The 23240-nt window shown below is 75.1% G+C and carries 19 protein-coding genes and 2 pseudogenes; 9 read left to right on the forward strand and 12 right to left on the reverse strand.

Going from position 1 to position 23240, the window contains the following annotated elements; all coding sequences use genetic code 11:
* Positions 1-33 precede the first annotated feature (33 nt).
* The 5 genes from tsaE to KBX06_RS02405 form a co-directional block, all read right to left on the reverse strand.
* Complete coding sequence (tsaE, locus tag KBX06_RS02385) at positions 34-516, reverse strand: tRNA (adenosine(37)-N6)-threonylcarbamoyltransferase complex ATPase subunit type 1 TsaE (RefSeq protein ID WP_210832498.1); 483 nt, start codon at positions 514-516, stop codon at positions 34-36.
* Positions 513-1604, reverse strand: a complete 1092-nt coding sequence (locus KBX06_RS02390; RefSeq protein WP_210832499.1) for an alpha/beta fold hydrolase — start codon at positions 1602-1604, stop codon at positions 513-515. The genes tsaE and KBX06_RS02390 overlap by 4 nt, the downstream gene beginning before the upstream one ends.
* Positions 1601-2719 carry an alanine racemase gene (gene alr / locus KBX06_RS02395; RefSeq protein ID WP_210832500.1) on the reverse strand — a complete coding sequence of 373 codons (1119 nt, stop codon included), beginning with the start codon at positions 2717-2719 and terminating at the stop codon, positions 1601-1603. The genes KBX06_RS02390 and alr overlap by 4 nt, the downstream gene beginning before the upstream one ends.
* Positions 2720-2853: 134 nt before the next feature.
* Complete coding sequence (locus KBX06_RS02400; protein WP_210832501.1) at positions 2854-4323, reverse strand: NAD(P)H-hydrate dehydratase; 1470 nt, start codon at positions 4321-4323, stop codon at positions 2854-2856.
* A gap of 52 nt (positions 4324-4375) precedes the next feature.
* Positions 4376-4744 (reverse strand): holo-ACP synthase, encoded by a 369-nt coding sequence (locus KBX06_RS02405; protein ID WP_210832502.1) that lies wholly within the window; start codon positions 4742-4744, stop codon positions 4376-4378.
* Between the two features lie 176 nt (positions 4745-4920).
* On the opposite strand from KBX06_RS02405, the gene KBX06_RS02410 reads away from it, so the two are divergent.
* Positions 4921-5217 (forward strand): type VII secretion target, encoded by a 297-nt coding sequence (locus KBX06_RS02410; RefSeq protein WP_210832503.1) that lies wholly within the window; start codon positions 4921-4923, stop codon positions 5215-5217.
* Positions 5214-6968 carry an alpha/beta hydrolase gene (locus KBX06_RS02415; protein ID WP_210832504.1) on the forward strand — a complete coding sequence of 585 codons (1755 nt, stop codon included), beginning with the start codon at positions 5214-5216 and terminating at the stop codon, positions 6966-6968. Before KBX06_RS02410 ends, KBX06_RS02415 begins: the two co-directional genes overlap by 4 nt.
* 63 nt (positions 6969-7031) lie before the next feature.
* Here KBX06_RS02415 and glmS read toward each other — a convergent pair whose 3' ends face one another.
* Positions 7032-8945: a glutamine--fructose-6-phosphate transaminase (isomerizing) gene (glmS, locus tag KBX06_RS02420; RefSeq protein ID WP_210832505.1), complete on the reverse strand. Its 1914-nt coding sequence runs from the start codon at positions 8943-8945 to the stop codon at positions 7032-7034.
* A gap of 194 nt (positions 8946-9139) precedes the next feature.
* On the opposite strand from glmS, the gene KBX06_RS02425 reads away from it, so the two are divergent.
* On the forward strand, positions 9140-10333 hold the full coding sequence (locus KBX06_RS02425) for a pyridoxal phosphate-dependent aminotransferase (protein ID WP_210832506.1): 1194 nt from the start codon (positions 9140-9142) through the stop codon (positions 10331-10333).
* Between the two features lie 61 nt (positions 10334-10394).
* Here KBX06_RS02425 and glmM read toward each other — a convergent pair whose 3' ends face one another.
* The 6 genes from glmM to KBX06_RS02455 all read right to left on the reverse strand — a co-directional run bounded on the left by glmM (position 10395) and on the right by KBX06_RS02455 (position 15037).
* Positions 10395-11753 carry a phosphoglucosamine mutase gene (glmM, locus tag KBX06_RS02430; RefSeq protein ID WP_210832507.1) on the reverse strand — a complete coding sequence of 453 codons (1359 nt, stop codon included), beginning with the start codon at positions 11751-11753 and terminating at the stop codon, positions 10395-10397.
* A 110-nt stretch (positions 11754-11863) separates the two neighbouring features.
* Positions 11864-12331 (reverse strand): 30S ribosomal protein S9, encoded by a 468-nt coding sequence (gene rpsI, locus KBX06_RS02435; protein ID WP_121399850.1) that lies wholly within the window; start codon positions 12329-12331, stop codon positions 11864-11866.
* Positions 12332-12351: 20 nt separating this feature from the next.
* Positions 12352-12795: a 50S ribosomal protein L13 gene (gene rplM, locus KBX06_RS02440; RefSeq protein ID WP_088998398.1), complete on the reverse strand. Its 444-nt coding sequence runs from the start codon at positions 12793-12795 to the stop codon at positions 12352-12354.
* A gap of 191 nt (positions 12796-12986) precedes the next feature.
* Complete coding sequence (locus KBX06_RS02445) at positions 12987-14372, reverse strand: nitrate/nitrite transporter (protein WP_210832508.1); 1386 nt, start codon at positions 14370-14372, stop codon at positions 12987-12989.
* A gap of 124 nt (positions 14373-14496) precedes the next feature.
* Complete coding sequence (locus KBX06_RS02450; RefSeq protein ID WP_210832509.1) at positions 14497-14802, reverse strand: hypothetical protein; 306 nt, start codon at positions 14800-14802, stop codon at positions 14497-14499.
* Complete coding sequence (locus KBX06_RS02455; RefSeq protein WP_210832510.1) at positions 14780-15037, reverse strand: DUF6364 family protein; 258 nt, start codon at positions 15035-15037, stop codon at positions 14780-14782. The genes KBX06_RS02450 and KBX06_RS02455 overlap by 23 nt, the downstream gene beginning before the upstream one ends.
* A gap of 574 nt (positions 15038-15611) precedes the next feature.
* Between KBX06_RS02455 and KBX06_RS28635 the strand changes: the two are divergent.
* The 6 genes and pseudogenes from KBX06_RS28635 to KBX06_RS02480 all read left to right on the forward strand — a co-directional run.
* Positions 15612-17013 (forward strand): annotated as a pseudogene (locus KBX06_RS28635) (molybdopterin oxidoreductase family protein); the annotation flags it as partial.
* A 98-nt stretch (positions 17014-17111) separates the two neighbouring features.
* A pseudogene (locus tag KBX06_RS28640) lies at positions 17112-17702 on the forward strand (molybdopterin oxidoreductase family protein); the annotation flags it as partial.
* A 76-nt stretch (positions 17703-17778) separates the two neighbouring features.
* Positions 17779-19218 carry an FAD-dependent oxidoreductase gene (locus tag KBX06_RS02465; RefSeq protein WP_210832512.1) on the forward strand — a complete coding sequence of 480 codons (1440 nt, stop codon included), beginning with the start codon at positions 17779-17781 and terminating at the stop codon, positions 19216-19218.
* Positions 19215-21740, forward strand: a complete 2526-nt coding sequence (gene nirB / locus KBX06_RS02470; RefSeq protein WP_210832513.1) for a nitrite reductase large subunit NirB — start codon at positions 19215-19217, stop codon at positions 21738-21740. The genes KBX06_RS02465 and nirB overlap by 4 nt, the downstream gene beginning before the upstream one ends.
* A gap of 34 nt (positions 21741-21774) precedes the next feature.
* Positions 21775-22143 (forward strand): nitrite reductase small subunit NirD, encoded by a 369-nt coding sequence (gene nirD, locus KBX06_RS02475; protein WP_374225553.1) that lies wholly within the window; start codon positions 21775-21777, stop codon positions 22141-22143.
* Entirely contained in the window at positions 22144-23232 is a 1089-nt protein-coding gene (locus KBX06_RS02480; RefSeq protein WP_210832514.1) for a uroporphyrinogen-III synthase, read from the forward strand.
* Positions 23233-23240: the final 8 nt, after the last annotated feature.

The raw sequence follows: 23240 nt of genomic DNA on the forward strand, positions 1-23240 counted from the left end.
CCCGCGCACTCTAGGCAGCCGGTACGACAGCGCTCACCCGAGGGCGGCGAGGCGCTGCGCCCAGTCGCCGCCGACCGGCTCCAGCTCGACCACCCGGGTGTCGTCGTCGCGCCGGTCGAGGCGTACCCGCAGGTGGGCGTCGACGAGCTGCTCGACCAGGCCCTCGCCCCACTCCACCACGGTCACCGAGTCGTCCACCGAGGCGTCCAGGTCGAGGTCGTCGATCTCGGCACGCGGGTCGGCGGCGTCCCCCAGCCGGTACGCGTCGGCGTGCACCAGCGCCACCGTGCCGCCTCGGGCCGGGTCGGGCCGGTGCACCCGGGCGATCACGAAGGTGGGCGAGGTGACGTCCCCGAGCACGCCGAGCCCGGCCCCGACGCCCCGGGTCAGCGCGGTCTTGCCGGCGCCGAGCGGCCCGGTCAGCAGCAGCAGGTCGCCGGCGCGCAGCAGCCCGGCCAGCCGCCGCCCGAACTCGTGGGTGTCGTCGACCGTCGGCAGCTCCACGACGTGGCTCACAGCGCCTCCAGGAACCGGACCAGCGCCGCGTTGACCTCGTCGGCGTGCTCCAGCATCACCACGTGCCCGCTGTCGGAGATCTGCACGAACTCGGCGTGCGGCAGCCGCCGGACGATCTCCTCCGAGTGGGTCACGGGGGTGATCATGTCCTTGTCGCCGACGACCACCAGCACGGGGGTGTCCGCCAGCGCGGCGAGCGCCGGGAACCGGGAGTGCGTGGCCAGCGTGCGCAGGTAGCGCGTCACCGTGTCGGCGGACGTGCGGGAGTTCATCGTCTCGACGTACGACACCAGTGCCGCGCTGGGGTGGCGGGTGCCGAAGCCGTACTTGCGGGTGAGCAGCCAGGCCACGTTGGTGGTGGACCGGCGCGCCCGGTCGATCACCGGGCCGCCGTAGCGGGTGACGTTGCCGACCATGTGCAGCACTGGCGCGCCGACCCGGCCGAGCAGGGCGGGGGCCACCAGCTTGGTCTCGGCGATCAGGCCGCCCGAGGTGGCCATCAGCACGGTGCCCACGACCCGGTCGCCGAACAGCTCTCCGAACAGCTCGGCGAAGGCCATGATGGTCATCCCGCCCATCGAGTGGCCGATGAGCACCAGCGGCCCCTCCGGGGCGGTCCGGTCGATCACCTCACGCAGCGTCCGGCCGAGCGCGGTCAGGTCGTACTCGCCGGTCTCCAGCCGCCCGGACCGGCCGTGCCCGGGCTGGTCGTACGCGACGACCCGGTGCTCGCCCCGCTCGGCGAGCAGCTTGCGCTGGAAGTGGAAGGTGCCCATGTCGAGGCAGAAACCGTGCACCAGCACCACGGTCGGGTTGCCGGGCCGGGGGCGGGTCGGCTCCACCACCTCGACGTGGATGTCGGTGCCGTCGGGCATCTCCAGCCGGAAGGACTCGTCGTACCGCTGGTCGCCGAAGACCTCGCCCGCGTACGGGTCGGCGGGGTCGGCCTTGAGCTTGCGGACGAGGGCGCGTTCGGTGGCGACGCCGACCGCGAGCCCGGCGGCGGCGACCCCGACGGCGGCCAGCGCGCCGACGGCCGCCCTGGCGTGCCCGGCGCGCGGCAGCGGGATGCGGGGCCGGGGCGTCACGGGCGCTCGCCGTCGTAGCGGCGGGGCACCCGGGTGCTGCCGAAGCGGGTGACGATCTCGTAGTTGATGGTGCCGACCGCCTCGGCCCAGTCGTCGGCGGTGGGCCCGCCGTCGGCGCCGTCGCCGAAGAGGGTGACCTCGTCGCCGGCGGATACCGGGTCGTCGCCGCAGTCGAGCACGAACTGGTCCATGCAGACGCGGCCCGAGATCGTCCGGCGCTTGCCGCCGAGCTGCACCGGGCCGCTGTTCGAGGCGTGCCGGGGCACTCCGTCGGCGTAGCCGAGCGGCACCACCGCGAGGTTCGCCGCCCGCTCGGTGGTGTAGGTGTGCCCGTACGAGACGCCGGAGCCGGCGGGGACGCGCTTGGTGAGCATCACCCGGGCGCGGGCGGTCATCGCCGGGCGCAGCCCGTAGCGCTCGCCGGCCACCGGGGAGAGGCCGTAGACGGCCAGGCCGGGGCGGACCAGGTCTAGGTGGGTGTCGGGCCGGGTCAGGGTGGCCGCCGAGTTGGCCAGGTGCCGGTAGCGCGGCCGCAGGCCGGCCCGCTCGGCCATGCCGATCCCCTCGTGGAAGACGGCGAGCTGGCGGTCGATGGTCGGATGGCCGGGCGAGTCCGCGTACACGAAGTGGCTCCACACCCCGACCACCTCGACCAGGCCGTCGGCCTGCGCCTTGGCGGCGGCGTCGAGCAGGGCCGGCCAGTCGGCGACGGTCGCGCCGCCCCGGGCCAGCCCGGTGTCGATCTTGAGATGCAGCCGGGCCGGCCGGCCGGCGGCACGGCCCGCCTCGACCATCTCGGCGAGCTGGGACAGGCTGGCCACGCCGAGGTCGATCCCGGCGGCGACGCCCTCGTGCAGCGGCAACCCGGGCGCGAGGAGCCAGGCCAGCACCGGCGCGGTGATCCCGGCCCGGCGCAGCGTGAGCGCCTCGTCCAGGGTGCAGACCCCCAGCCAGCCGGCCCCGCCGTCGAGGGCGGCACGGGCGGCCGGGACCATGCCGTGGCCGTAGCCGTCGGCCTTCACCACGGCCATCAGCTCGGCGCCGGTGCCGGACCTCAGCCGGCTCGCGTTCTCGCGGATCGCGTCCAGGTCCACCCGCACCTCGGCCTGCCACATGACCCCAGCCTACTTACCGCGCCGATCCCGCCGACCGAGGCCGCAGAAGCCGGCGGCCGGTCGCGGGGCGCAGCCGGTGCCGGACGCGCCCGCACCGGAACGCGACGCCACCGGCACGACGGTGCGGCCGGCAGTCAGCCCAGGCGGGCGAGGACCGGGCGGAGGGCGTCGGCCACGTCGGGCGCCGTCACCGGCCCGCCCCGGGCCGCCTCCCGACCGGCCAGCCCGTGCAGGTACGCGGCGGCGGCCGCGGCCCGCTCCGGGGGCAGCCCGGCCGCGAGCAGCGCGCCGAGCAGCCCGGCCAGCACGTCGCCGGTGCCCCCGGTGGCCAGCGCGGGGGTGCCGGTCGGATTGACGTACGCCCGGCCGTCCGGCGTGCCGATCACCGTGCGGTCGCCCTTGAGCAGCACCACCGCGTTCATCCAGGCGGCCAACCGCAGCGTCGCGCCCACCCGGTCGGCGCCCGGTTCCTCCCCGCAGAGCCGGGTGAACTCCCGGTCGTGCGGGGTGACCACGATCGGGGCGTCGCGCTTGCGCAACCGGTCGGCGAGCGAGCCGTCGACCAGCAGGGTCAGCGCGTCGGCGTCGAGCACCACCGGCACCGGGGCGGCGAGCACCGCCCGCAGCTCCCCGGCCGCCTCCTCGCCGGTGCCCAGGCCGGAGCCGCAGACCCACGCCTGCACCCGCCCGGCCTCGGCGACCCGCCCGGTCGCGATCACCGACGGGTGCCGGCGCAGCACGTCGGCCCGGGCCGAGCCGGCGTAGCGGACCAGGCCCGTCGGGCCGGCCAGCGCGCCCGCGACCGAGAGCACCGCCGCGCCGGGGTAGGTCGCCGAGCCGGTCGCGACGCCGACCACGCCCCGGGTGTACTTCTCCGAGGCCGCGCCGGGCCGGGGCCACCAGTCGGCGACGTCCGACCACTCGGTCACGCCCAGCGCCGGGCTGCCCCGCAGCCACGGCTCCAACCCGATGTCGACCAGCTCCACCTCGCCGGCGAGCGCGGCGGCCGGGCCCACCACCAGTGCGGGTTTCAGCCCGCCGAACGTCACCGTCGCGTCGGCCCGTACGGCGCCGGGGCGGCCCGAGACGGTCAGCGGGACGTGGCCGGTGTCGACCGCGACCCCGCTGGGCACGTCGACGGCGACGACCGCGGCGGGGGCGCCGTCGCGCCCGCGGTGCCCCGCGAGGCTGGCGGCGAGCTGGTCGGCGGTGTCCCGCAGCCCGCCGCGCCCGCCGATCCCGACGATGCCGTCCAGCACCAGGTCCACGGTCCCCGGCGGCCGGTCGACGACCCGGCCACCCGCGGCCCGCAGCGCGGCCAGCGCCTCCGCGTGCGCCCGGCCCGGGTCCAGCAGCAGCGCCGACACGGCCGCACCCCGCCGGGCCAGGTGCGCGCCGGCATAGAGCGTGTCGCCGCCGTTGTCGCCGGAGCCGACCAGCAGCAGCACCCGCGCGGCGTAGACGCCGCCCCGCCCGGCGAGCAGCAGCGCGCAGCGGCGGGCCAGCCCGGCGGCCGCCCGCTTCATCAGGGTTCCGGCGGGGAGTGTGGCCATCAGGCCCGCCTCCGCCGCCCGTACGTCCGCGACCCGCCACACCGGTCTCATGCCACCCCGTCCCATCCGACCACCGGCGTGCCGCGGCCCGGCACGCCCCCGCTCACCGTTCCGCGACCACCATCGCCGAGGCGATCCCGCCGTCGTGGGACAACGAGACATGCCAGCGGTTGACCCCGCGTTCCGTGGCCGCCGCCGCGACCGTACCGGAGACGGTCAGCCAGGGCCGGCCGTCCGGGTCCGGCACGATCTCGCAGTCGTGCCAGCTCAGCCCGGCCGGGACGCCGAGCGCCTTGGCGACCGCCTCCTTGGCCGCGAAGCGGGCGGCGAGCGACTCGGGCGAGCGCGGGTTGCCCGAGCGAGTGCGTCGCTCGGCCTCCGTGAAGAGCCGGTCGGCGAGCATCGGTGTCCGTGCCAGGGCCTTGGCGAACCGCTCGACGAGGACGACGTCGATGCCGACAGCGACGATCACCCGCTCACCCTACCGGCGCGGGCGGGCGCACATTAGCCGTCGGCTCCGCGCGGGGCAACGCCTGTGGACGACCGGCCGTACGCCGCGAGAGCCGTCGTCCACAGGGGACGCCCGGGGGTGTGGACGACGCCTAGCGTCGCGACAAGTCGATGTTCTCGCGAGGCGGGGGGCCGAGGATGACCGAGGAGCCGTTGACCGTACGACCCGACGTGCTGCGCCGGGCCGCGCACGGGCTCGACGACGACGCGTACCGGCTGGCCCACGGGCTGGCCGGAGCGTCCGGGCTGGTGGTGCGGGTTCCGGAGTGGTCGGCCGCGACGGCGCTGACCGGGCTGGAGTCGGCCCTGCACGCCTGGTTCGGCGGGCTCGGCGCCCGGGTGGCCGGCACGGCCTCGGCGGTCCGGACCGCCGCCGGGGCGTACGAGGCGGTGGACGACCGGGCGGCCGGGCGGCTCACCGCGCTGCCCCGGTGACCGTCCCGGCACCCCCGGCGGCGGTTCCGGCGGCCCGGGCCGCGCACCCGGCGCGTCCCACCCGCCCGGCGCACCCCGCCGAGCACGTCGCGGACGTCGGCTACCGGCGGCTGTGGGCGGCCGATCCCGGTGCGTGGCGGGCCGCCGGGGCGGCCTGGCGGGGGCTGACCGAGCCGGTGGCACGCCGGGCCGGCGAGCTGGCCGCCGGCGCGGCGGTGCTGCGGGGCGGCTGGTCGGGCGGGGCGGCCGACGCCGCCGACGCCCGGCTCGCGGCGCTGCGCGGCGAGCTGACCGCCGTCTCCCCCGCCCTGATCGAGGCCGACCAGGTGCTGGCGGAGTTCGCCGGCCGGCTGGGCGTCGCCAAGGCCCGCCTCGCCGCCGCGGTGGCCCGCGCCGACGCGGCGGGGCTGCTGGTCGACCGGCAGGGCCGGGTCGCCGCCGGCCCCGCCCACACCGCCCCTCCCGCGGCGGGCGGCGCCGGGGCCGGGACAGGAAGAAGCGGGGCCAGCGCCGGGGCCGGGACGAGCGGGGCCGGGACGAGCGGGGTGGGCGTGGCCGAGGCGGGGGCGGCGATCCGGGCGGCCCTGGAACTTGCCGGTGCGGCCGACCGGGAGGCCGCGACCCGGCTGGACGCGCTGGCCGACGCCGCCCGCGTGGCGTGGGCCGACGTGCCACCGCCCGGTCGCCCGCCGCCCGGCGCCGACCCGGCCACGGTGCGGGCCTGGTGGGCCGGGCTCACCCCCGCGCAGCGCCGGTGGCTGGTCGCGCACGAGCCGGGGCTGGTCGGCCGCCTCGACGGGGTGCCGGTGGCCGCCCGCGACCAGGCCAACCGGTTGCTGCTCGGGGCGCGCCGGGAGGAGCTGCTGGCCGCGCGGCGACGGCTGCTGGAGCGGGTGCCGCGCGGGCCGGTCGAGCTGGCCGGGCTGTCGCGCGTCGGGAAGTCCCTGGCGGGGCTGGACGCGCTGGCCGCCCGCCTGGCCGGCGACGAACAGCCCCGGGCCTACCTGCTGCGGCTGGGCACGGCCGGCGAGGGACGGGCGGTGGTGGCGCTGGGCAATCCGGACCGGTCGGCCCGGGTGCTGACCTACGTGCCGGGGATGACCGCCGGCCTCCACGACGTGCCCGGCGAGCTGGGTCGGGCGGCCCGGGTGCTCTCCCGGTGCGGCGCGCTCGACCCCGGGCAGGAGGCCGCCGCGGTGCTCTGGCTGGACTACGACGCCCCCGACTCCCTGCACGAGGCGGCGTGGCCGGGCCAGGCCCGCGACGCCGGCCCGGCGCTGCACCGGTTCCAGGAGGGGCTGCGGGCGACCCACGACGACCCCCCGGGCCGGCAGACCGTGCTGGGGCACAGCTACGGCTCGCTGGTGGTCGGCACGGCCGCCCGCGAGCACGGGCTGGCCGCCGACGCGCTGGTCTTCGTCGGCTCACCCGGGGTGGGGGTCAGGCACGCGGGCGAGCTGGGCCTGCCGACCGGGCAGGTCTGGGCGAGCACCGCGCCGGACGACGTGATCCGGTGGGCCCGGCCGCCGGACGAGCTGGCCCGCCGGGCACTGCTGGGCGCCTCGCCGGTCGGCCCGGCGATCGGGGCGTTGCTCGGCGCACCGGAACGCGAACTGTGGTTCGGGCAGGACCCGTCCCACCCCGGCTTCGGCGGTCGTACCTTCCCCAGCGGCCGGCACGGGCACACCGGCTACTGGGAGGCCGGCAACCCGGCCCTCGACGGGATGGCCCGGGTGGTGCTCGGCCGGTGACCCGCGCACGCCAGGGCCCCGCCCACCGGCACGGTGGACGGGGCCCGTGGCGGGACGGTACGGCTACTCGACCGTCACCGACTTGGCCAGGTTGCGGGGCTGGTCCACGTCGTGCCCCCGGGCGGCGGCGATCTCGGCCGCCATGACCTGCAACGGCACGGTGGTGACCAGCGGCGCGAGCAGCGTCGGCGTACGCGGCACGTAGATCAGGTGGTCGGCGTAGCGGACGACCGCCTCGTCGCCCTCCTCCGCGATGACGATCGTCCGGGCGCCGCGCGCCCGTACCTCCTGGATGTTGGAGACGACCTTGTCGTGCAGCATGCCCCGGCCGACCGGGGAGGGCACGATGCAGATCACGGGGGTGCCCTTGTCGATCAGCGCGATCGGGCCGTGCTTCAGTTCGCCGGCGGCGAAGCCCTCGGCGTGCATGTACGCCAGCTCCTTGAGCTTGAGCGCACCCTCCAGGGCCACCGGGTAGCCCACGTGCCGGCCGATGAAGAGCACGGTCGGCTCGGCCTTCAGGTCGCGGGCCAGCTCGCGGACGGGCTCGATGCGCTCCAGCAGCTCGCGCAGCTTGTCCGGCATCTCCTGGAGCTGGGCGACGACGGCGGCCACCTCGTCGGCGAACTTGATGCCGCGCACCTGGGCCAGGTGCAGGCCGATCAGATAGCAGGCGACGAGCTGGGTGAGGAACGCCTTGGTGGACGCGACGGCGATCTCCGGCCCGCCGTGGGTGTAGAGGACGGCGTCGGACTCCCGGGGGATGGTGGAGCCGTTGGTGTTGCAGATGGCCAGCACGCGGGCCTTCTGCTCCTTGGCGTGCCGCAGCGCCATCAGGGTGTCCATCGTCTCGCCGGACTGCGAGATCACCACGATCAGCGTGGACCGGTCGAGGACCGGGTCGCGGTAGCGGAACTCGCTGGCCAGCTCCACCTCGCACGGGATCCGGGTCCAGTGCTCGATGGCGTACTTGGCGACCAGCCCGGAGTGGTACGCGGTGCCGCAGGCCACGATGAAGATCTTGTCGACGTCGCGCAGGTCCTGGTCGCTGAGGCGGACCTCGTCGAGCATGATCTCGCCGGAGTCGGTGAGCCGGCCGAGCAGCGTGTCGGCGATGGCCTGCGGCTGCTCCTCGATCTCCTTGAGCATGAACCAGTCGTAGCCGCCCTTCTCGGCGGCGGAGGAGTCCCAGTCGATGTGGAAGTCCTTGCCGCTGGCGGGCTGGCCGGCGAAGTCGGTGATCTCGATGGTGTCGCCGGTGATCAGGACGATCTGGTCCTGGCCCAGCTCCACCGCCTCCCGGGTGTGCTCGATGAACGCGGCCACGTCGCTGGCCAGGTAGTTCTCCCCGTCGCCGCGCCCGACGACGAGCGGGGAGTTGCGGCGGGCGCCGACCACCGCGCCGGGCACCGCGGCGTCGACGGCGAGCAGCGTGAACGCGCCCTCCAGTCGCTGGCAGACCACCCGCATCCCGGCGGCGAGCAGTTGCGGCCCGTCGGGGTGGCCGGCGGCGCGCAGGTCGGCGAGCGCGGCGGAGAGCAGGTGCGCCGCGCACTCGGTGTCGGTGTCGCTGGTGAACTGGACGCCGTCGGCCTCCAGCTCGGCGCGCAGCTTCGCGAAGTTCTCGATGATGCCGTTGTGGATCACGGCGACGCGGCCGTCGGGGGCCAGGTGCGGGTGGGCGTTGCGGTCGGTCGGGCCGCCGTGGGTGGCCCAGCGGGTGTGCCCGATGCCGGTGGTGCCGTCCCCGATGCCGATCGGGCTGGCCGCGCAGGACGTGGGATCCTCGGCGGCCCGCTCGGAGAGCACCTTCTCCAGGTTGGCCAGCTTGCCGGCCTTCTTCTCGGTCAGCAGCGCGCCGTCGCAGACGATGGCGACGCCGGCCGAGTCGTAGCCGCGGTACTCCAGCCGCCGCAGTCCGTCGAGCACGATGCCGAGCGCCGGGCGCGCGCCGGCGTAACCCACGATTCCACACATGTCCCGCAGCCTAACCTAGTTCCACTCATCGCGCGTGCGCGAAAGCCGGTCAAACGATCACCCCACTTGAGCGATCGGAGGGGAAGCGACACGGTCCGTGACATAGCTCCGCCGACCGAAGGGTACGGCGGAGGCGGTTCCGACCGCCCTCGGCAGGGGTTGAAGCCGCGCCGGGAGTCCGTAGGCTGACGGGCGTGACGATCGCCGACGTGGATCCGCTGGTGGCCCGGATGCGCCCGTTCGGGACGACCATCTTCGCCGAGATGTCCGCCCTCGCCGTCCGCACCGGCGCCGTCAACCTCGGGCAGGGCTTCCCCGACACCGACGGGCCGCCGGAGATGCTCGCCGCCGCGGCGGCGGCGCTGCGCACCGGGCAGAACCAGTACCCGCCGGGTCCGGGGATCCCGGCGCTGCGCGCGGCGGTGGCCGCGCACCAGCGCCGGTTCTGGGGGCTGGAGTACGACCCGGACGGCGAGATCGTGGTGACGGCGGGCGCCACCGAGGCGATCGCCGCCGCCATCCTCGGGCTCTGCGAGCCGGGCGACGAGGTGATCTGCTTCGAGCCCTACTACGACTCGTACGCCGCCTCGATCGCCCTGGCCGGCGCGGCCCGGCGCCCGGTCACGCTGCGTCCCGCCGCCGACGGCCGGTACGCCTTCGACCCGGCCGCGTTGCGCGCCGCCTTCGGTCCGCGTACCCGGCTGGTGCTGCTGAACTCGCCACACAACCCGACCGGCAAGGTGTTCACCCCCGACGAGCTGGCGCTGGTCGCCGAGCTGTGCCAGGAGCACGGCGCGTACGCGGTGACCGACGAGGTCTACGAGCACCTGGTCTTCACCGACGCCGCCACCCCGCACGTGCCGCTGGCCACCCTGCCCGGCATGCGCGAGCGCACCCTGCGCATCTCCTCGGCCGGCAAGACGTTCTCCTGCACGGGCTGGAAGGTCGGCTGGGTGAGCGGGCCGGCGCCGCTGGTGTCGGCGGTGCTGCGGGTGAAGCAGTTCCTCACCTTCGTCAACGCCGCGCCGCTCCAGCCGGCGGTCGCGGTGGCCCTGGCCCTGGCGGACGACTACTTCACCGGCTTGCGCGACGGCATGCAGGCCCGCCGTGACCAGCTCGTCGGCGGGCTGACCGACGCCGGGTTCGAGGTGCTCGCGCCGGAGGGCACCTACTTCGTCACCGCCGACGTCACCGGGCTCGGCGGCCGGGACGGGGTGGAGTTCTGCCGGTCGCTGCCCGCGCGCTGCGGGGTGGTCGCCGTGCCGACCCAGGTCTTCTACGACGACGCGGAGGCGGGCCGGCACCTGGTCCGCTTCGCCTTCTGCAAGCGCCCCGAGGTGCTGGCCGAGGCGGTCGACCGGCTGCGCGCACTGCACCCCGCCGGCTGACTACCCCGCCGGGGCGTGGCCGGCCCGAGCGGGCAGGCCACGCCCCGGCGCAGGCGTGGAGCTAGACGGAGGCGGGGCTGGCGGTGCGGACCTGCTCGGCGATCCGCTCGGCGACGCTGCGGGCGGTGTGCTCGGTGGCCGCCTCGACCATGACCCGGACCAGCGGCTCGGTGCCGGAGGGGCGCAGCAGCACCCGGCCGGTCTCCCCCAGCTCCGTCTCGGCCCGCTCGACCTCGGCCCGGACGGCGGGCGCGGCGGCGCCGACCGTACGATCGCCGACCGGCACGTTGATCAGCACCTGCGGCAGCTTGGTGACCACGGTGGCCAGCTCCGCGAGGGACTTCCCGGTGGCGGCGAGCCGGGCCATCAGGTGCAGCCCGGTCAGCACGCCGTCGCCCGTGGTGGCGTACGCCGGCATGACGATGTGTCCGCTCTGCTCGCCGCCCAGCGCGAGGCCCGAGGCGCGCAGCTCCTCCAGCACGTACCGGTCGCCGACCTTGGTCTCGAGGAGCCGGATGCCCTGCGCGGACATGGCCAGCCGCAGGCCGAGGTTGCTCATCACGGTGGCGACCAGGGTGTCGTCGGTGAGGGTGCCGGCGTCCCGCATCGCGAGCGCGAGGATGGCCATCACCTGGTCGCCGTCGACCTCGTCCCCGTCGGCGGTCACCGCGAGGCAGCGGTCGGCGTCGCCGTCGTGGGCGATGCCCAGGTGCGCGCCGTGCTCGACCACGGCGGCCCGCAGGGCCTCGAGGTGGTTGGAGCCGCACTCGTCGTTGATGTTGAGGCCGTCCGGCTCGGCGTAGATGGCGACGACCTCGGCCCCGGCTTCCCGGTACGCCACCGGCGCCACCTCGGCCGCCGCGCCGTTGGCGCAGTCGACCACGACCTTGATCCCGTCGAGGCGGTGCGGCACGGTGCCGATCAGGTGCTGCACGTAGTGGTCGGCGCCGTCGAGCAGGTCGTGCACCCGGCCGACGCCGGCGCCGACCGGCCGCTTCCAGGCGGTGGTGGCGTTCGCCTCGACGGCCGCCTCGATCCGCATCTCGATCTCGTCGGGCAGCTTGTTCCCGCCGGCGGCGAAGAGCTTGATCCCGTTGTCGGGCATCGGGTTGTGCGAGGCGGAGAGCATCACGCCCAGGTCGGCCTTGGCCTCGGCGGTGAGGAACGCCACGGCCGGGGTCGGCAGCACGCCCACCCGGACGACGTTGGCGCCGGCACTGGTGAGCCCGGCGACCACGGCGGCCTCCAGCATCTCGCCGCTGGCCCGGGTGTCGCGCCCGACCACGGCCAGCGGGGGATGGCTCCGGTCCGACTCGGCGAGCGTGTGCGCGGCGGCGACCGCCACCGCCAGCGCCAACTCAGGCGTGAGATCCGCGTTCGCCCGCCCGCGTACGCCGTCCGTGCCGAACAACCGGCCCATACCCGCCAACCTCCGATGAAACGGTCCAGGAAAGGCGAACGGCCGGGCCACCTCCCATCCAGGGGAGGCGTACCCGGCCGTTCGTCAGAAGTACAACGTGCAGCTGTTGATCAGCGCTTCGAGTACTGGGGAGCCTTACGGGCCTTCTTGAGGCCGTACTTCTTGCTTTCCTTGACCCGGGCGTCCCGGGTGAGGAAGCCGGCCTTCTTCAGCGCCGGACGGTCGTCCGGCTCGCTGACGATCAGGGCCCGGGCGATGGCGAGCCGGAGCGCGCCGGCCTGACCGGTGGTGCCGCCGCCACGCAGGTTGGCGATGACGTCGAACGCCTCCGGCTTCTCGGCGGTGACCAGCGGGTCCTTGATGAGCTGCTGGTGCACCTTGCTCGGGAAGTAGGCCTCGAGGTCCCGGCCGTTGCAGGTGATCTTGCCGCTGCCGGGGACGATGCGCACCCGGACGATGGCTTCCTTGCGTCGACCCACGGTCTGGATCGGGCGGTCACCACGCGGCGCGCGGGCGACGGGCGCCGGCGCCTCGGTGGCCTCCTCGGGGGCAACCTCGGTCTCGGTGATGTCGGTCATGCTGTTTCCTTCGCCCGCGCTCACTGCGCGATCTGCTTGATCTCGAACGGCACCGGCTGCTGCGCGCCGTGCGGGTGCTCGGCACCGGCGTAGACCTTCAGCTTCTTGATGAGCTGACGGCCGAGCTTGTTGTGCGGGAGCATGCCCTTGACGGCCAGCTCGATGGCCCGCTCGGGACGCTTGGTCAGCAGCTCGTCGTAGCCGACCTGCTTCAGACCACCCGGGTAGCCGGAGTGGCGGTAGGCGACCTTGGTGTGGCGCTTGTTGCCGGTCAGCGCGACCTTGCCCGCGTTCACGATGACGACGAAGTCGCCCGTGTCGACGTGCGGCGCGAAAGTCGGCTTGTGCTTGCCGCGCAGCAGCGTGGCGGCGTGGGTGGCCAGGCGGCCCAGCACGACATCAGAGGCGTCGATGACGTGCCACTGACGCTCGATCTCACCCGGCTTCGGGCTGTACGTACGCACAGGTATACCTTGTCTCGTCGTCGGTCTGGGGTCGCGCGCCGAGGTTACCGGGCGCGCACGAACGACCAAGCGTACCTCAGGCGGCACGCCTCTGGATGTCGTACAACAGCAGGCAACGATACCCGCCGCCCCGTCGGCAGGTCAAAACGGGGTACCTCCCCCGCCTGGCTCCCGCAGGATACCTGGCGGGCTCACACACCGGCCGGCCGGTGTGCTCCCGGCCGCAGGTAGACCAGCCAGGTCACCCCGAAGCAGACCGCGTACGCGGCGACGAAGGCGACGTACGCCGCGTCCGCGCTGCCCCGGGTCAGGAACGACTGCCGGAAGGCGACGTTCACCAGCACCCCGCCGCAGGCCCCGACCGCCCCGGCGACGCCGATGAGCGAGCCGGTCATCCGCACGGCCCACCGCTGCGCCGTGCCCGCCTCCCGCCGGCAGGCCGCCACGTCGGCCGTGGCGCGGGCCCGGAAGATGGCCGGGATCATCTTGTACGTCGAGCCGTTGCCGATCCCGGAGAAGACGAAGAGCGACAGGAAGCCGAGCAGGTAGAGCCCGAACGACCGCTCCCGGGCGGCGTGGAGCACCAGCGAGGCGCCGGCCGCCATCGCGACGAAGTTCCAGAAGGTGACCCGGGCCCCGCCGAGGCGGTCGGCGAGGTGCCCGCCGACCGGCCGGACCAACGAGCCGATCAGCGGGCCGAGGAAGGTCAGCCAGACGGCGTCGACCGGGGTCGGGAAGCGCTCGGCGAACTGGAGCTGGAGCACCTGGCCGAAGGCGAAGCCGAAGCCGATGAAGGAGCCGAAGGTGCCGACGTAGAGCAGCGACATGACCCAGGTGTGCGGGTCGCGGGCGGCCTCGCGCAGCGCGCCGGGCTCGTTGCGCGCCCCCGGGAGGTCGTCCAGCCAGCGCGCGGCGGCGAGCGCGGCCAGCACGATCAGCGGCAGGTAGACGGCCGGCACCAGCCGGGGGTACGCGGCACCCGCCGTCGCCAGCACCGCCAGGCCGACCAGTTGCACCGCCGGCACGCCGAGGTTGCCGCCGCCGGCGTTGAGCCCGAGCGCCCGCCCCTTGAGCCGGGACGGGTAGAAGAGGTTGATGTTCGCCATCGAGGAGGCGAAGTTGCCCCCGCCCACGCCGGTCAGGCAGGCCAGCACCATCAGGGTGGAGTAGGAGACACCGGGCTCCAGCAGGACCGTCATCGGCACGGCCGGAACGAGCAGCAGCAGCGCGCTGACGATCGTCCAGGTACGCCCGCCGAAGCGCGCCACGGCCAGCGTGTAGGGCAGTCGCAGCGCCGCCCCGAGGGCGGCCGGCACGGCGGTGAGCAGGAACTTCCCCGCCGGATCGATGCCGTACTCGGGGCCGAGGAAGAGCACCGTCACCGACCAGAGGCTCCACACGGAGAAGCCGACGTGCTCGGCGAAGATCGAGACCCAGAGGTTGCGGCGGGCGATCGGCGCCCCCTTCGTACGCCAGAAGTCGGGGTCCTCGGGCCGCCAGTCGTCGATGCGGCGCCGGCGGCCGGCGGCCGGCGGGGCGGCCTCGGCCAGGGGTGTGGTGGGGGCCAGTGTGCTCACGGCGACTCCTCCTCGTCGGTACGACCTGGAGGAACGCTAGGAAGCGGGAGTTACCCGACCGTGCCCGTCGCGGGTCGGGCCGGAAACGGAGACCGCACCGCGGGCGGAAACCGCCGGTGAGATGTCAGAGTTCCTGGAGGATGCGCAGCGCCCGGCCGACCCGGAGCATGGTCTCGGTGTCGGCGACGTCCACGCACTCGGTGAACCACTTCTTCATCGGCGAGGAGAGCCGGTCGGGCATCACCACGTACGCGCCCATCCGCACCGCCAGGGGCGAGTCGCGCAGCAGCGACTCCTCGACCACCTCGGCCACCATCACGATCGGCACGTCGGTGGAGTTGTAGACGTCGGAGCTGATCACCAGCCCGAGCCGTTCCCGGGCGCCGTCGATGCGCCAGATCTCGCCCCTACGCAGCACGCGGGCGCCCACCGAAGAGCACGTCGTCGACCATGCCCACCTCGCGGGCGTCGGCGAGGGCGCCGGCTTCGAGGTCGAGACCGGCCCGGCCGACGGCGGCGGCGTGCGCGGTGAAGACCTCACGCAGCGCTTTCTCCCGGGCCGCCTGGTCCATCCACGCCGACAGGGAGAGCCCTTCGCGTTTGGCGAACCGCCGGGCCTCCTCGATCGTCTCGTCCGAGAACGACAGGGTCACCTTGGCAGTCATGCCGAGCAGAATACCCATCGGTATGACCGACAGTCATCCCGTGGCCCCGGGCCATTCGCACCGACCGCCGAAGACGGCAAATCCCTCGGCCGGCCCTCGGCGAGCCAGGATCGCCCGCGCCCCTGCCCGGATGGGGAGAGCGGGTGGACGCTGTCGAGCTGCCCCGGCTGTGCGACCGGCAGGACCGCGGCCAGGTTGCCCGGTCAGCCGGCTGCCTCGGCGCCAGCCGGCTGCCTCGCGTCGGACGGTTGCCTCGGCGGTCGGACGGTTGCCTCGCGTCGGACGGTTGCCTCGCGTCGGACGGTTGCCGACCCCCGAAACACCTCGGCCACGTCCATCGCGTCTCCCAGAAACTAGGACCGATCTCCCGCATCGTAGGCGCTGCGAGCCGGCCCGCCGCTCCCGTGCGGTGTGAGCGGCTCTTGACAGGACCGAAACAAACGGGACCCGGACCGGAAATCGCCCCCCGGCACGCTTTGCCGACATGACAGACGGTGCACACGCGGCGACCGGACCGGGGCGGACGCCCCGGGAGGTGGCGACGCACTGCCCGTACTGCGCCCTCCAGTGCGGAATGACGCTGCGCGAGGAGCCCGACCGGGTGGCGGTGCTCCCCCGGCAGTTCCCCACCAACCGGGGCGGCCTCTGCCAGAAGGGCTGGACCGCCGCCGAACTGCTCGACCACCCCGAGCGGCTGACCACCCCGCTGCTGCGGGACCCGGCCGGCGGCGAACTGCGCCCGGCGAGCTGGGACGCCGCCCTCGACCGGATCGTCGCCGGCCTGCGTGCCGTCCAGTCCGGACACGGACGCGACGCGGTGGCCGTCTTCGGCGGCGGCGGGCTCACCAACGAGAAGGCGTACGCGCTGGGGAAGTTCGCCCGGGTGACGCTGCGCACCAGGCACATCGACTACAACGGACGGTTCTGCATGTCCTCGGCGGCGGCGGCCGGGACACGCGCCTTCGGCATCGACCGGGGCCTGCCGTTCCCGCTGGCCGACCTGGGCCGGGCCGACACGCTGCTGCTCGTCGGCGCGAACCCGGCAGAGACCATGCCCCCGCTGGTGCGCTGGCTCACCGAGCAGCGCGAACGCGGCGGCCGGCTGATCGTGGTCGACCCCCGGGTCACCGCCACCGCCCGGCTGGCCGACCTGCACCTGCAACCCCTGCCGGGCACCGACCTGGCGGTGGCGAACGCGCTGCTGCACATCGCGCTCACCGAGGGCTGGATCGACCGGGAGTACGTGGCCGCCCGCACCACCGGCTTCGAGGCCGTCCGCCGCACCGTGGCCGGCTGGTGGCCGGCCCGCGCCGAAGCACTCTCCGGGGTGCCTATGGCCGACCTGGAGGCGACCGCCCGGGCCCTCGGCACCGCCGAACGCGTGATCATCCTGACCGCGCGCGGCGCCGAGCAGCACGCCAAGGGCGTCGACACGGTCACCGCCTTCGTCAACCTGGCGCTCGCCCTCGGGCTGCCCGGCCGCCCCGGCTCCGGCTACGGCTGCCTCACCGGGCAGGGAAACGGGCAGGGCGGACGCGAGCACGGGCAGAAGGCCGACCAGCTTCCCGGCTACCGCAGGATCGACGATCCATCAGCCCGGGAACACGTCGCCGAAGTCTGGGGGGTGCCGGCCGAGGATCTGCCCGGGCCGGGCGTGCCGGCGTACGAACTGCTGGACTCGCTGGGCACGCCCGCCGGCCCGAAGGCGCTGCTGGTCTTCGGCTCCAACCCGGTGGTCTCCGCGCCCCGGGCCGCCCGGATCGAGCGCCGGCTGCGCGATCTCGACCTGCTGGTGGTCGCCGACTTCCTGCTCTCCGAGACGGCCGCGCTGGCCGACGTGGTGCTGCCCACCGCTCAGTGGGCCGAGGAGGACGGCACGATGACCAACCTGGAGGGCCGGGTGCTGCGCCGCCGCGCACTGCGTACGCCGCCGCCGGGCGTCCGAACCGACTTGGAGATCCTCGCCGACCTCACCGCCCGCCTCCAGGTGCAAGGAAGGGCCCCTTCCTATACAGAATCCGATAATAAGGTGCCCTTCCTTGCACCTGGGCGGGGCGACGCGGACGGCGCCGACCCGCGGGGCGTGTTCGCGGAGCTGCGACGGGCCTCGGCCGGCGGGACCGCCGACTACGCCGGGGTGAGCTGGGAGCGGATCGACGCGCACGACGGCGTCTTCTGGCCCTGCCCGACCGAGGACGGCCCGGACACCCCCCGGCTGTTCGCCGACCGCTTCGCCACCCCGGACGGGCGGGCCCGCTTCCACGCCGTCGAACACCGGCCGGCGGCCGAGGAGGTGTGCGCCGAGTATCCGCTGCACTTCACCACCGGCCGGGTGCTCGCCCAGTACCAGTCGGGCACCCAGACCCGCCGGGTCGCCGCCCTGCGCCGGGCCGCCCCGGACGCCTTCGTCGAGTTGCACCCCGACCTGGCCGGGCGGCTCGGCATCGACGACGGCGAGCAGGTGCGGGTGGTCTCCCGCCGGGGTGAGCTGCGCGCGCCGGCCCGGCTCAGCACCGCCATCCGGCCGGACACCGTCTTCGCGCCGTTCCACTGGGGCGGCGCCGCGCGGGCCAACTCGGTCACCAACGACGCCGTCGACCCGGTCTCCGGGATGCCGGAGTTCAAGATCTGCGCCGTCCGGCTGGAGAGGGTGGAGCGACCGTGAACGAACCCAGTGAGCGAATCGTCCGGTGCAGCCCGGCAACGCGTCGTGGCCGGCCGGAGCGCAGCGGAGGTCGGCCATGACCGAGCGGATCGTGATCGTCGGCAACGGGATGGCCGGTTCGCGGCTGGCCGGCGAACTGCACGCCCGGGGTGGGGACCGCAAGGTGACCGTGCTCGGTGCGGAGCCGCACCGGGCGTACAACCGGATCATGCTCTCCACCCTGTTGGCGGGCCGGATCGGCGAGCCGGACGTGGAACTGGCCGAGGCCGCCGGGCAGGGCGTCGACCTGTGCAGCGGGGTGACCGTCACCGCCGTCGACCGAGCCGCCGGGACGGTCCACACCGACGACGGCGACCGCGTCGCGTACGACCATCTGGTGCTCGCCACCGGCAGCCGGGCCGTCGTGCCCCCGCTGCCGGGGCTGGACGGACCCGGACTGCCGGAGCGGGTGGTGCCGTTCCGCACCCTCGACGACTGCCGGCGGATCCTCGCCGTGGCCGCCGACGCGCGCAGCGCCCTGGTGCTCGGTGGCGGGCTGCTCGGGCTGGAGGCGGCCCGCGCGCTCGCCGCCCGGGGCCTCGACGTCGGGGTGGTGCACCCGGTGCCGTACCTGATGGAACGGCAGCTCGACCCGGCCGGCGCGGCCGTGCTGGCCGACACCCTCGCGGGCCTCGGGGTGACGACCCACCTGGCCGTGTCGGCGACGAAGGTGCTCGCGGGCGCCGACGGGGTCCGCCTCGACCTGGCTGACGGCCGGTCGCTCACCGCCGATCTGCTGGTCCTCTCCTGCGGGGTACGTCCCGACACCGCCCTCGCCCGCGCGGCCGGGCTGGCCGTGCAGCGGGGCGTGCTGGTCGACGACCGGCTGCGCACCGGCGACCCGCGGATCTCGGCGGTCGGCGACTGCGCCCAGCACGACGGCGCCCTGACCGGCCTGGTCGCTCCGGCCTGGGCGCAGGCCCGGGTGGTGGCGCAGGTGCTCACCGGCGAGGACCCGCAGGCCCGCTACCGGCCCCGGCCGGCGGTGACCCGGCTCAAGGCGGCCGGCATCGACCTCGCCGCGATGGGCGACCCGGGCGACGGCGGCACCGGCGAGGAGCTGACCTTCGCCGACCCGGCCCGGGGCACGTACGCCCGGCTGCGCATCCGCGACGAGCGGCTGACCGCCGCGATCCTGCTCGGCGACAACCCGGCGGTCGGCACGGTCATCCAGCTCTTCGACCGGGGCCAACCGGTGCCGGCGGACCGGCGCTCGCTGCTGCTCGGCCGGGCGTTCGGCGCGGCGGCGGGCACGCCGGCCGCGACCCCGGCGCTGATGCCGGACGCGGCGACCGTCTGCCAGTGCAACGACGTCAGCAAGGGAACGCTGGTGGGCTGCTGGCGTTCCGGGGCCCGGACGGTCGACGCCGTGGTCGCCGCGACCCGGGCCGGCACGGGGTGCGGCGGCTGCCGGGACGCGGTCGCCGGCATCGTCGGCTGGCTGTCCGAAGTCGATTCGGTGGAGGTGCGGTCATGAGCGAGCGGGTCAGCAGGTTGGTGGTCGTCGGCAACGGCATGGTGGGGCAGCGCTTCGTCGACGCGCTGCGCGCCCGCGACCCGCAGGGGCGGTGGCGGGTCACCGTGCTCGCCGAGGAGAACCGCCCGGCGTACGACCGGGTGCGGCTCTCGGCGTTCTTCGACGGGGTCGGCGCCGAGGAGCTGAACCTGCACACCCCCGACGACGGGGTGGAGCTGCGCCTGGGCGAGCCGGCCACGGAGGTCGACCGGGAGCGGCGGCTGGTCCGCACGGCGGCCGGCGAGCACCCGTACGACGCCCTGGTGCTGGCCACCGGCTCGTACGCGTTCGTGCCGCCGGTGGACGGCGCGACCCTGCCCGGGGTCTTCGTCTACCGGACGCTGGACGACCTGACGGCGATCCGGGAGTACGCGCGGGGCCGGCGCACCGGGGCGGTGATCGGCGGCGGGCTGCTCGGGCTGGAGGCGGCGAACGCGCTGCGGCTGCTCGGGCTGGACACCGCCGTGGTGGAGTTCGCGCCGCGGCTGATGCCGGTGCAGGTCGACACGGCCGGCGGCGCGATGCTCCGCCGGTACGTCGACGGACTGGGCGTCGCCACCCACCTGGGCGTCGCCACCACCGCCGTACGGTCCGGCCCCGACGGCACGGTCGCCGGGCTGGAGCTGGCCGACGGGACCGTGGTCGACGCCGACCTGGTGGTGGTCGCGGCCGGCGTCCGGCCCCGCGACGAGCTGGCCCGGGCGGCCGGTCTCGCCCTGGGCCCGCGCGGCGGGGTGCTGGTCGACGACGCCTGCCGCAGCGCGGACGAACGGATCTGGGCGGTCGGCGAGTGCGCGGCCGTCGACGGCACCTGCCACGGCCTGGTCGCCCCCGGGTACGCGATGGCCGAGGTGGTCGCCGACCGGCTGGTCGGCGGGGTGGCCACCTTCCCCGGCGCGGACACCGCCACGAAGCTCAAGCTGCTCGGCGTGGACGTGGCCTCGTTCGGCGACGCGCACGGCGCCACGCCGGGCTGCCTCGACGTGACGTTCACCGACCCGGCCACCCGGGTCTACGCCAAGCTGGTCCTCTCCGACGACGCGCAGACCCTGCTCGGCGGGGTGCTGGTCGGCGACGCGAGCGCGTACCCGACGCTGCGGGCCAGCGTCGGCGGCCCGCTGCCCGCTCCCCCGCTGGCGCTGCTCGCCCCCGAGGGAACGACCGGCGCGGGCGCGGCGGCGCTGCCCGCCGCCGCGCAGGTCTGCTCCTGCAACGCGGTGACCCGCGCCGACGTCGACGACGCGATCGCCGGCGGCTGCGCGGACGTGCCGGCGCTGAAGGCGTGCACCCGGGCGGGCACCAGCTGCGGCTCCTGCGTGCCGATGCTCAAGCAGCTCCTCGACGCGGCCGGGGTGCGGCAGTCGACCGCGCTCTGCGAGCACTTCGACGCCGGCCGGCAGGAACTCTTCGACATCGTCCGCGTGCGCGGCATCCGCACCTTCTCGCAGCTCGTCGCCGAGCACGGCCGGGGCCGGGGCTGCGACATCTGCAAGCCGGTGGTCGCCTCGATCCTCGCCTCGCTGGGCTCCGGGCACGTGCTGGACGGGGAACAGGCGTCGTTGCAGGACACCAACGACCACTTCCTGGCCAACCTGCAACGCGACGGCAGCTACTCGGTGGTGCCCCGGATCCCGGGCGGGGAGATCACCCCGGAGAAGCTCATCGTGATCGGCGAGGTGGCCCGGGACTTCCGGCTCTACACGAAGATCACCGGCGGCCAGCGGATCGACCTGTTCGGGGCCCGGGTCGAGCAGTTGCCGCAGATCTGGCGCCGGCTGGTCGACGCCGGCTTCGAGTCCGGCCACGCGTACGGCAAGGCGCTGCGCACGGTGAAGTCCTGCGTCGGCGAGACCTGGTGCCGGTACGGGGTGCAGGACTCGGTCGGGCTGGCCATCGCCCTGGAGCTGCGCTACCGGGGGCTGCGCGCCCCACACAAGATCAAGTCGGCGGTGTCCGGCTGCGCCCGCGAGTGCGCCGAGGCCCGCAGCAAGGACTTCGGCGTCATCGCCACCGACACCGGCTGGAACCTCTACGTCGGCGGCAACGGCGGCTTCCGGCCCCGGCACGCCGACCTCTTCGCCACCGACCTGTCCACCGAGGCACTGGTCCGGCTGGTCGACAGGTTCCTGATGTACTACGTCCGCACCGCCGACCGGCTGCAACGCACCGCCGCCTGGATCGAGGCGCTGGAGGGCGGGCTGGACCACCTCCGCGCGGTGATCGTGGACGACTCGCTCGGCCTGTGCGCCGAACTCGACGCCGCGATGGCCCGGCACGTCGACTCGTACTCCGACGAGTGGCGCGACGTGCTGGAGGACCCGGTACGGCTGCGCCGCTTCGCCTCATTCGTCAACGCCCCCGGCGTGCCCGACCCGTCCATCACGTTCGCGCTGGAGCGGGGCCAACCGGTCCCGGCCGGCCGGGCCACGGCCGACGAGGGCCGGCAGCCGGTCGCGCTGGGCATGCCGGCGGTGCGGCGATGACCACCACGACGGCCCGACCGCTGGAGGCACAGCCATGACCATCACGATGACGACGACGTCGCCGCCCGCCACGCGCACCTGGACGCCGGTCTGCCCGCTCGACCGGCTGGAGGCCGAACGGGGCGTGGCCGCGCTCGTCGACGGCGTGCAGGTGGCCCTCTTCCGCACCGCCGACGGGCTGTTCGCCCTCGACAACCGCGACCCGGTCGCCGGCGCGTACGTGCTGTCGCGCGGGATCGTCGGCAGCCGGGGCGGGGTGCCGACGGTCGCCTCGCCGCTGCACAAGCAGGTGTACGACCTGCGCACCGGGGACTGCCTGGACCTGCCCGGCGTCGCAGTGCCCCGGCACGACGTGCGCTGCCGGGACGGCCTGGTCGAGGTGCGGCTGCGACGGGAGGGGTGAATGCGCGACGAACTGGCCGGTTTCACCATCGGGGTGACCGCCGACCGTCGGCGGGACGAACTCGCCGCGCTGCTCCAGCGGCGGGGCGCCCGGGTGGTCATCGCCCCGGCCCTGCGGATCGTGCCGCTGACCGACGACACCGACCTGCGTGAGGCCACCCGGGCCTGCCTCGACCGGCCGCCGGACGTCCTCATGGCCAACACCGGCATCGGAATGCGCGGCTGGCTGGAGGCGGCCGAGGGATGGGGGCTGGCCGAGCCGCTGCGCGGCGTGCTCGCCGACGCGTACGTGGTGGCGCGGGGGCCCAAGGCGCGCGGGGCCATCCGGGCCGCCGGCCTGCACGACCAGTGGTCCCCGGATTCGGAGAGCTGCGAGGAGGTGGTCGAGCACCTGTGCCGGCGCGGGGTGGCCGGAAAGGTGATCGCCATGCAGCTGCACGGCGACCGGCAGCCGGAGTGCACCCTGGCGCTGGAGGCGGCCGGGGCCACCGTGATCGAGGTGCCCGTCTACCGCTGGGCGCCGCCGACCGACCCGGCCCCGCTGCACCGCCTGATCGACCTGGTCGCCGGCCGGCTGGTCGACGCGGTCACCTTCACCTCGGCCCCGGCGGCCGAGGCGCTGCTGCGCACCGCCGGGGACCGCTGCGACGCGGTGCTCGACGCGTTCCGGGGCGACGTGCTCGCCGGCTGCGTGGGCGCGGTCACCGCGGAGCCGCTGCTGCGGCGCGGGGTGCCGGTCAGCGCGCCGGCCAGGGCCCGCCTGGGTGCCCTGGTCCGGACCATCGTCGACGAGCTGCCGCGTCGCACGGTCACCCTGAAGGTGGCCGGTCACCTGCTCGCGTTGCGCGGGCACGCCGCCGTGGTCGACGGGGAGCTGCGTCCCCTCGCGCCGGCGCCGATGGCGGTGCTGCGGGCGCTGTGCGGCTCGCCGGGTCGGGTGCTGTCCCGGACCGCCCTGCTGCGGACGCTGCCGCGCGGCGCGGACGAGCACGCCGTGGAGATGGCGGTGGCCCGGCTGCGCGCCGGGCTGCGTGCCCCCCGGGTGGTGCAGACGGTCGTCAAGCGCGGCTACCGCCTCCGGGTCGACTGACGCGACCC

Source organism: Micromonospora sp. C31 (assembly GCF_018070575.1).
GTDB lineage: Bacteria > Actinomycetota > Actinomycetes > Mycobacteriales > Micromonosporaceae > Micromonospora.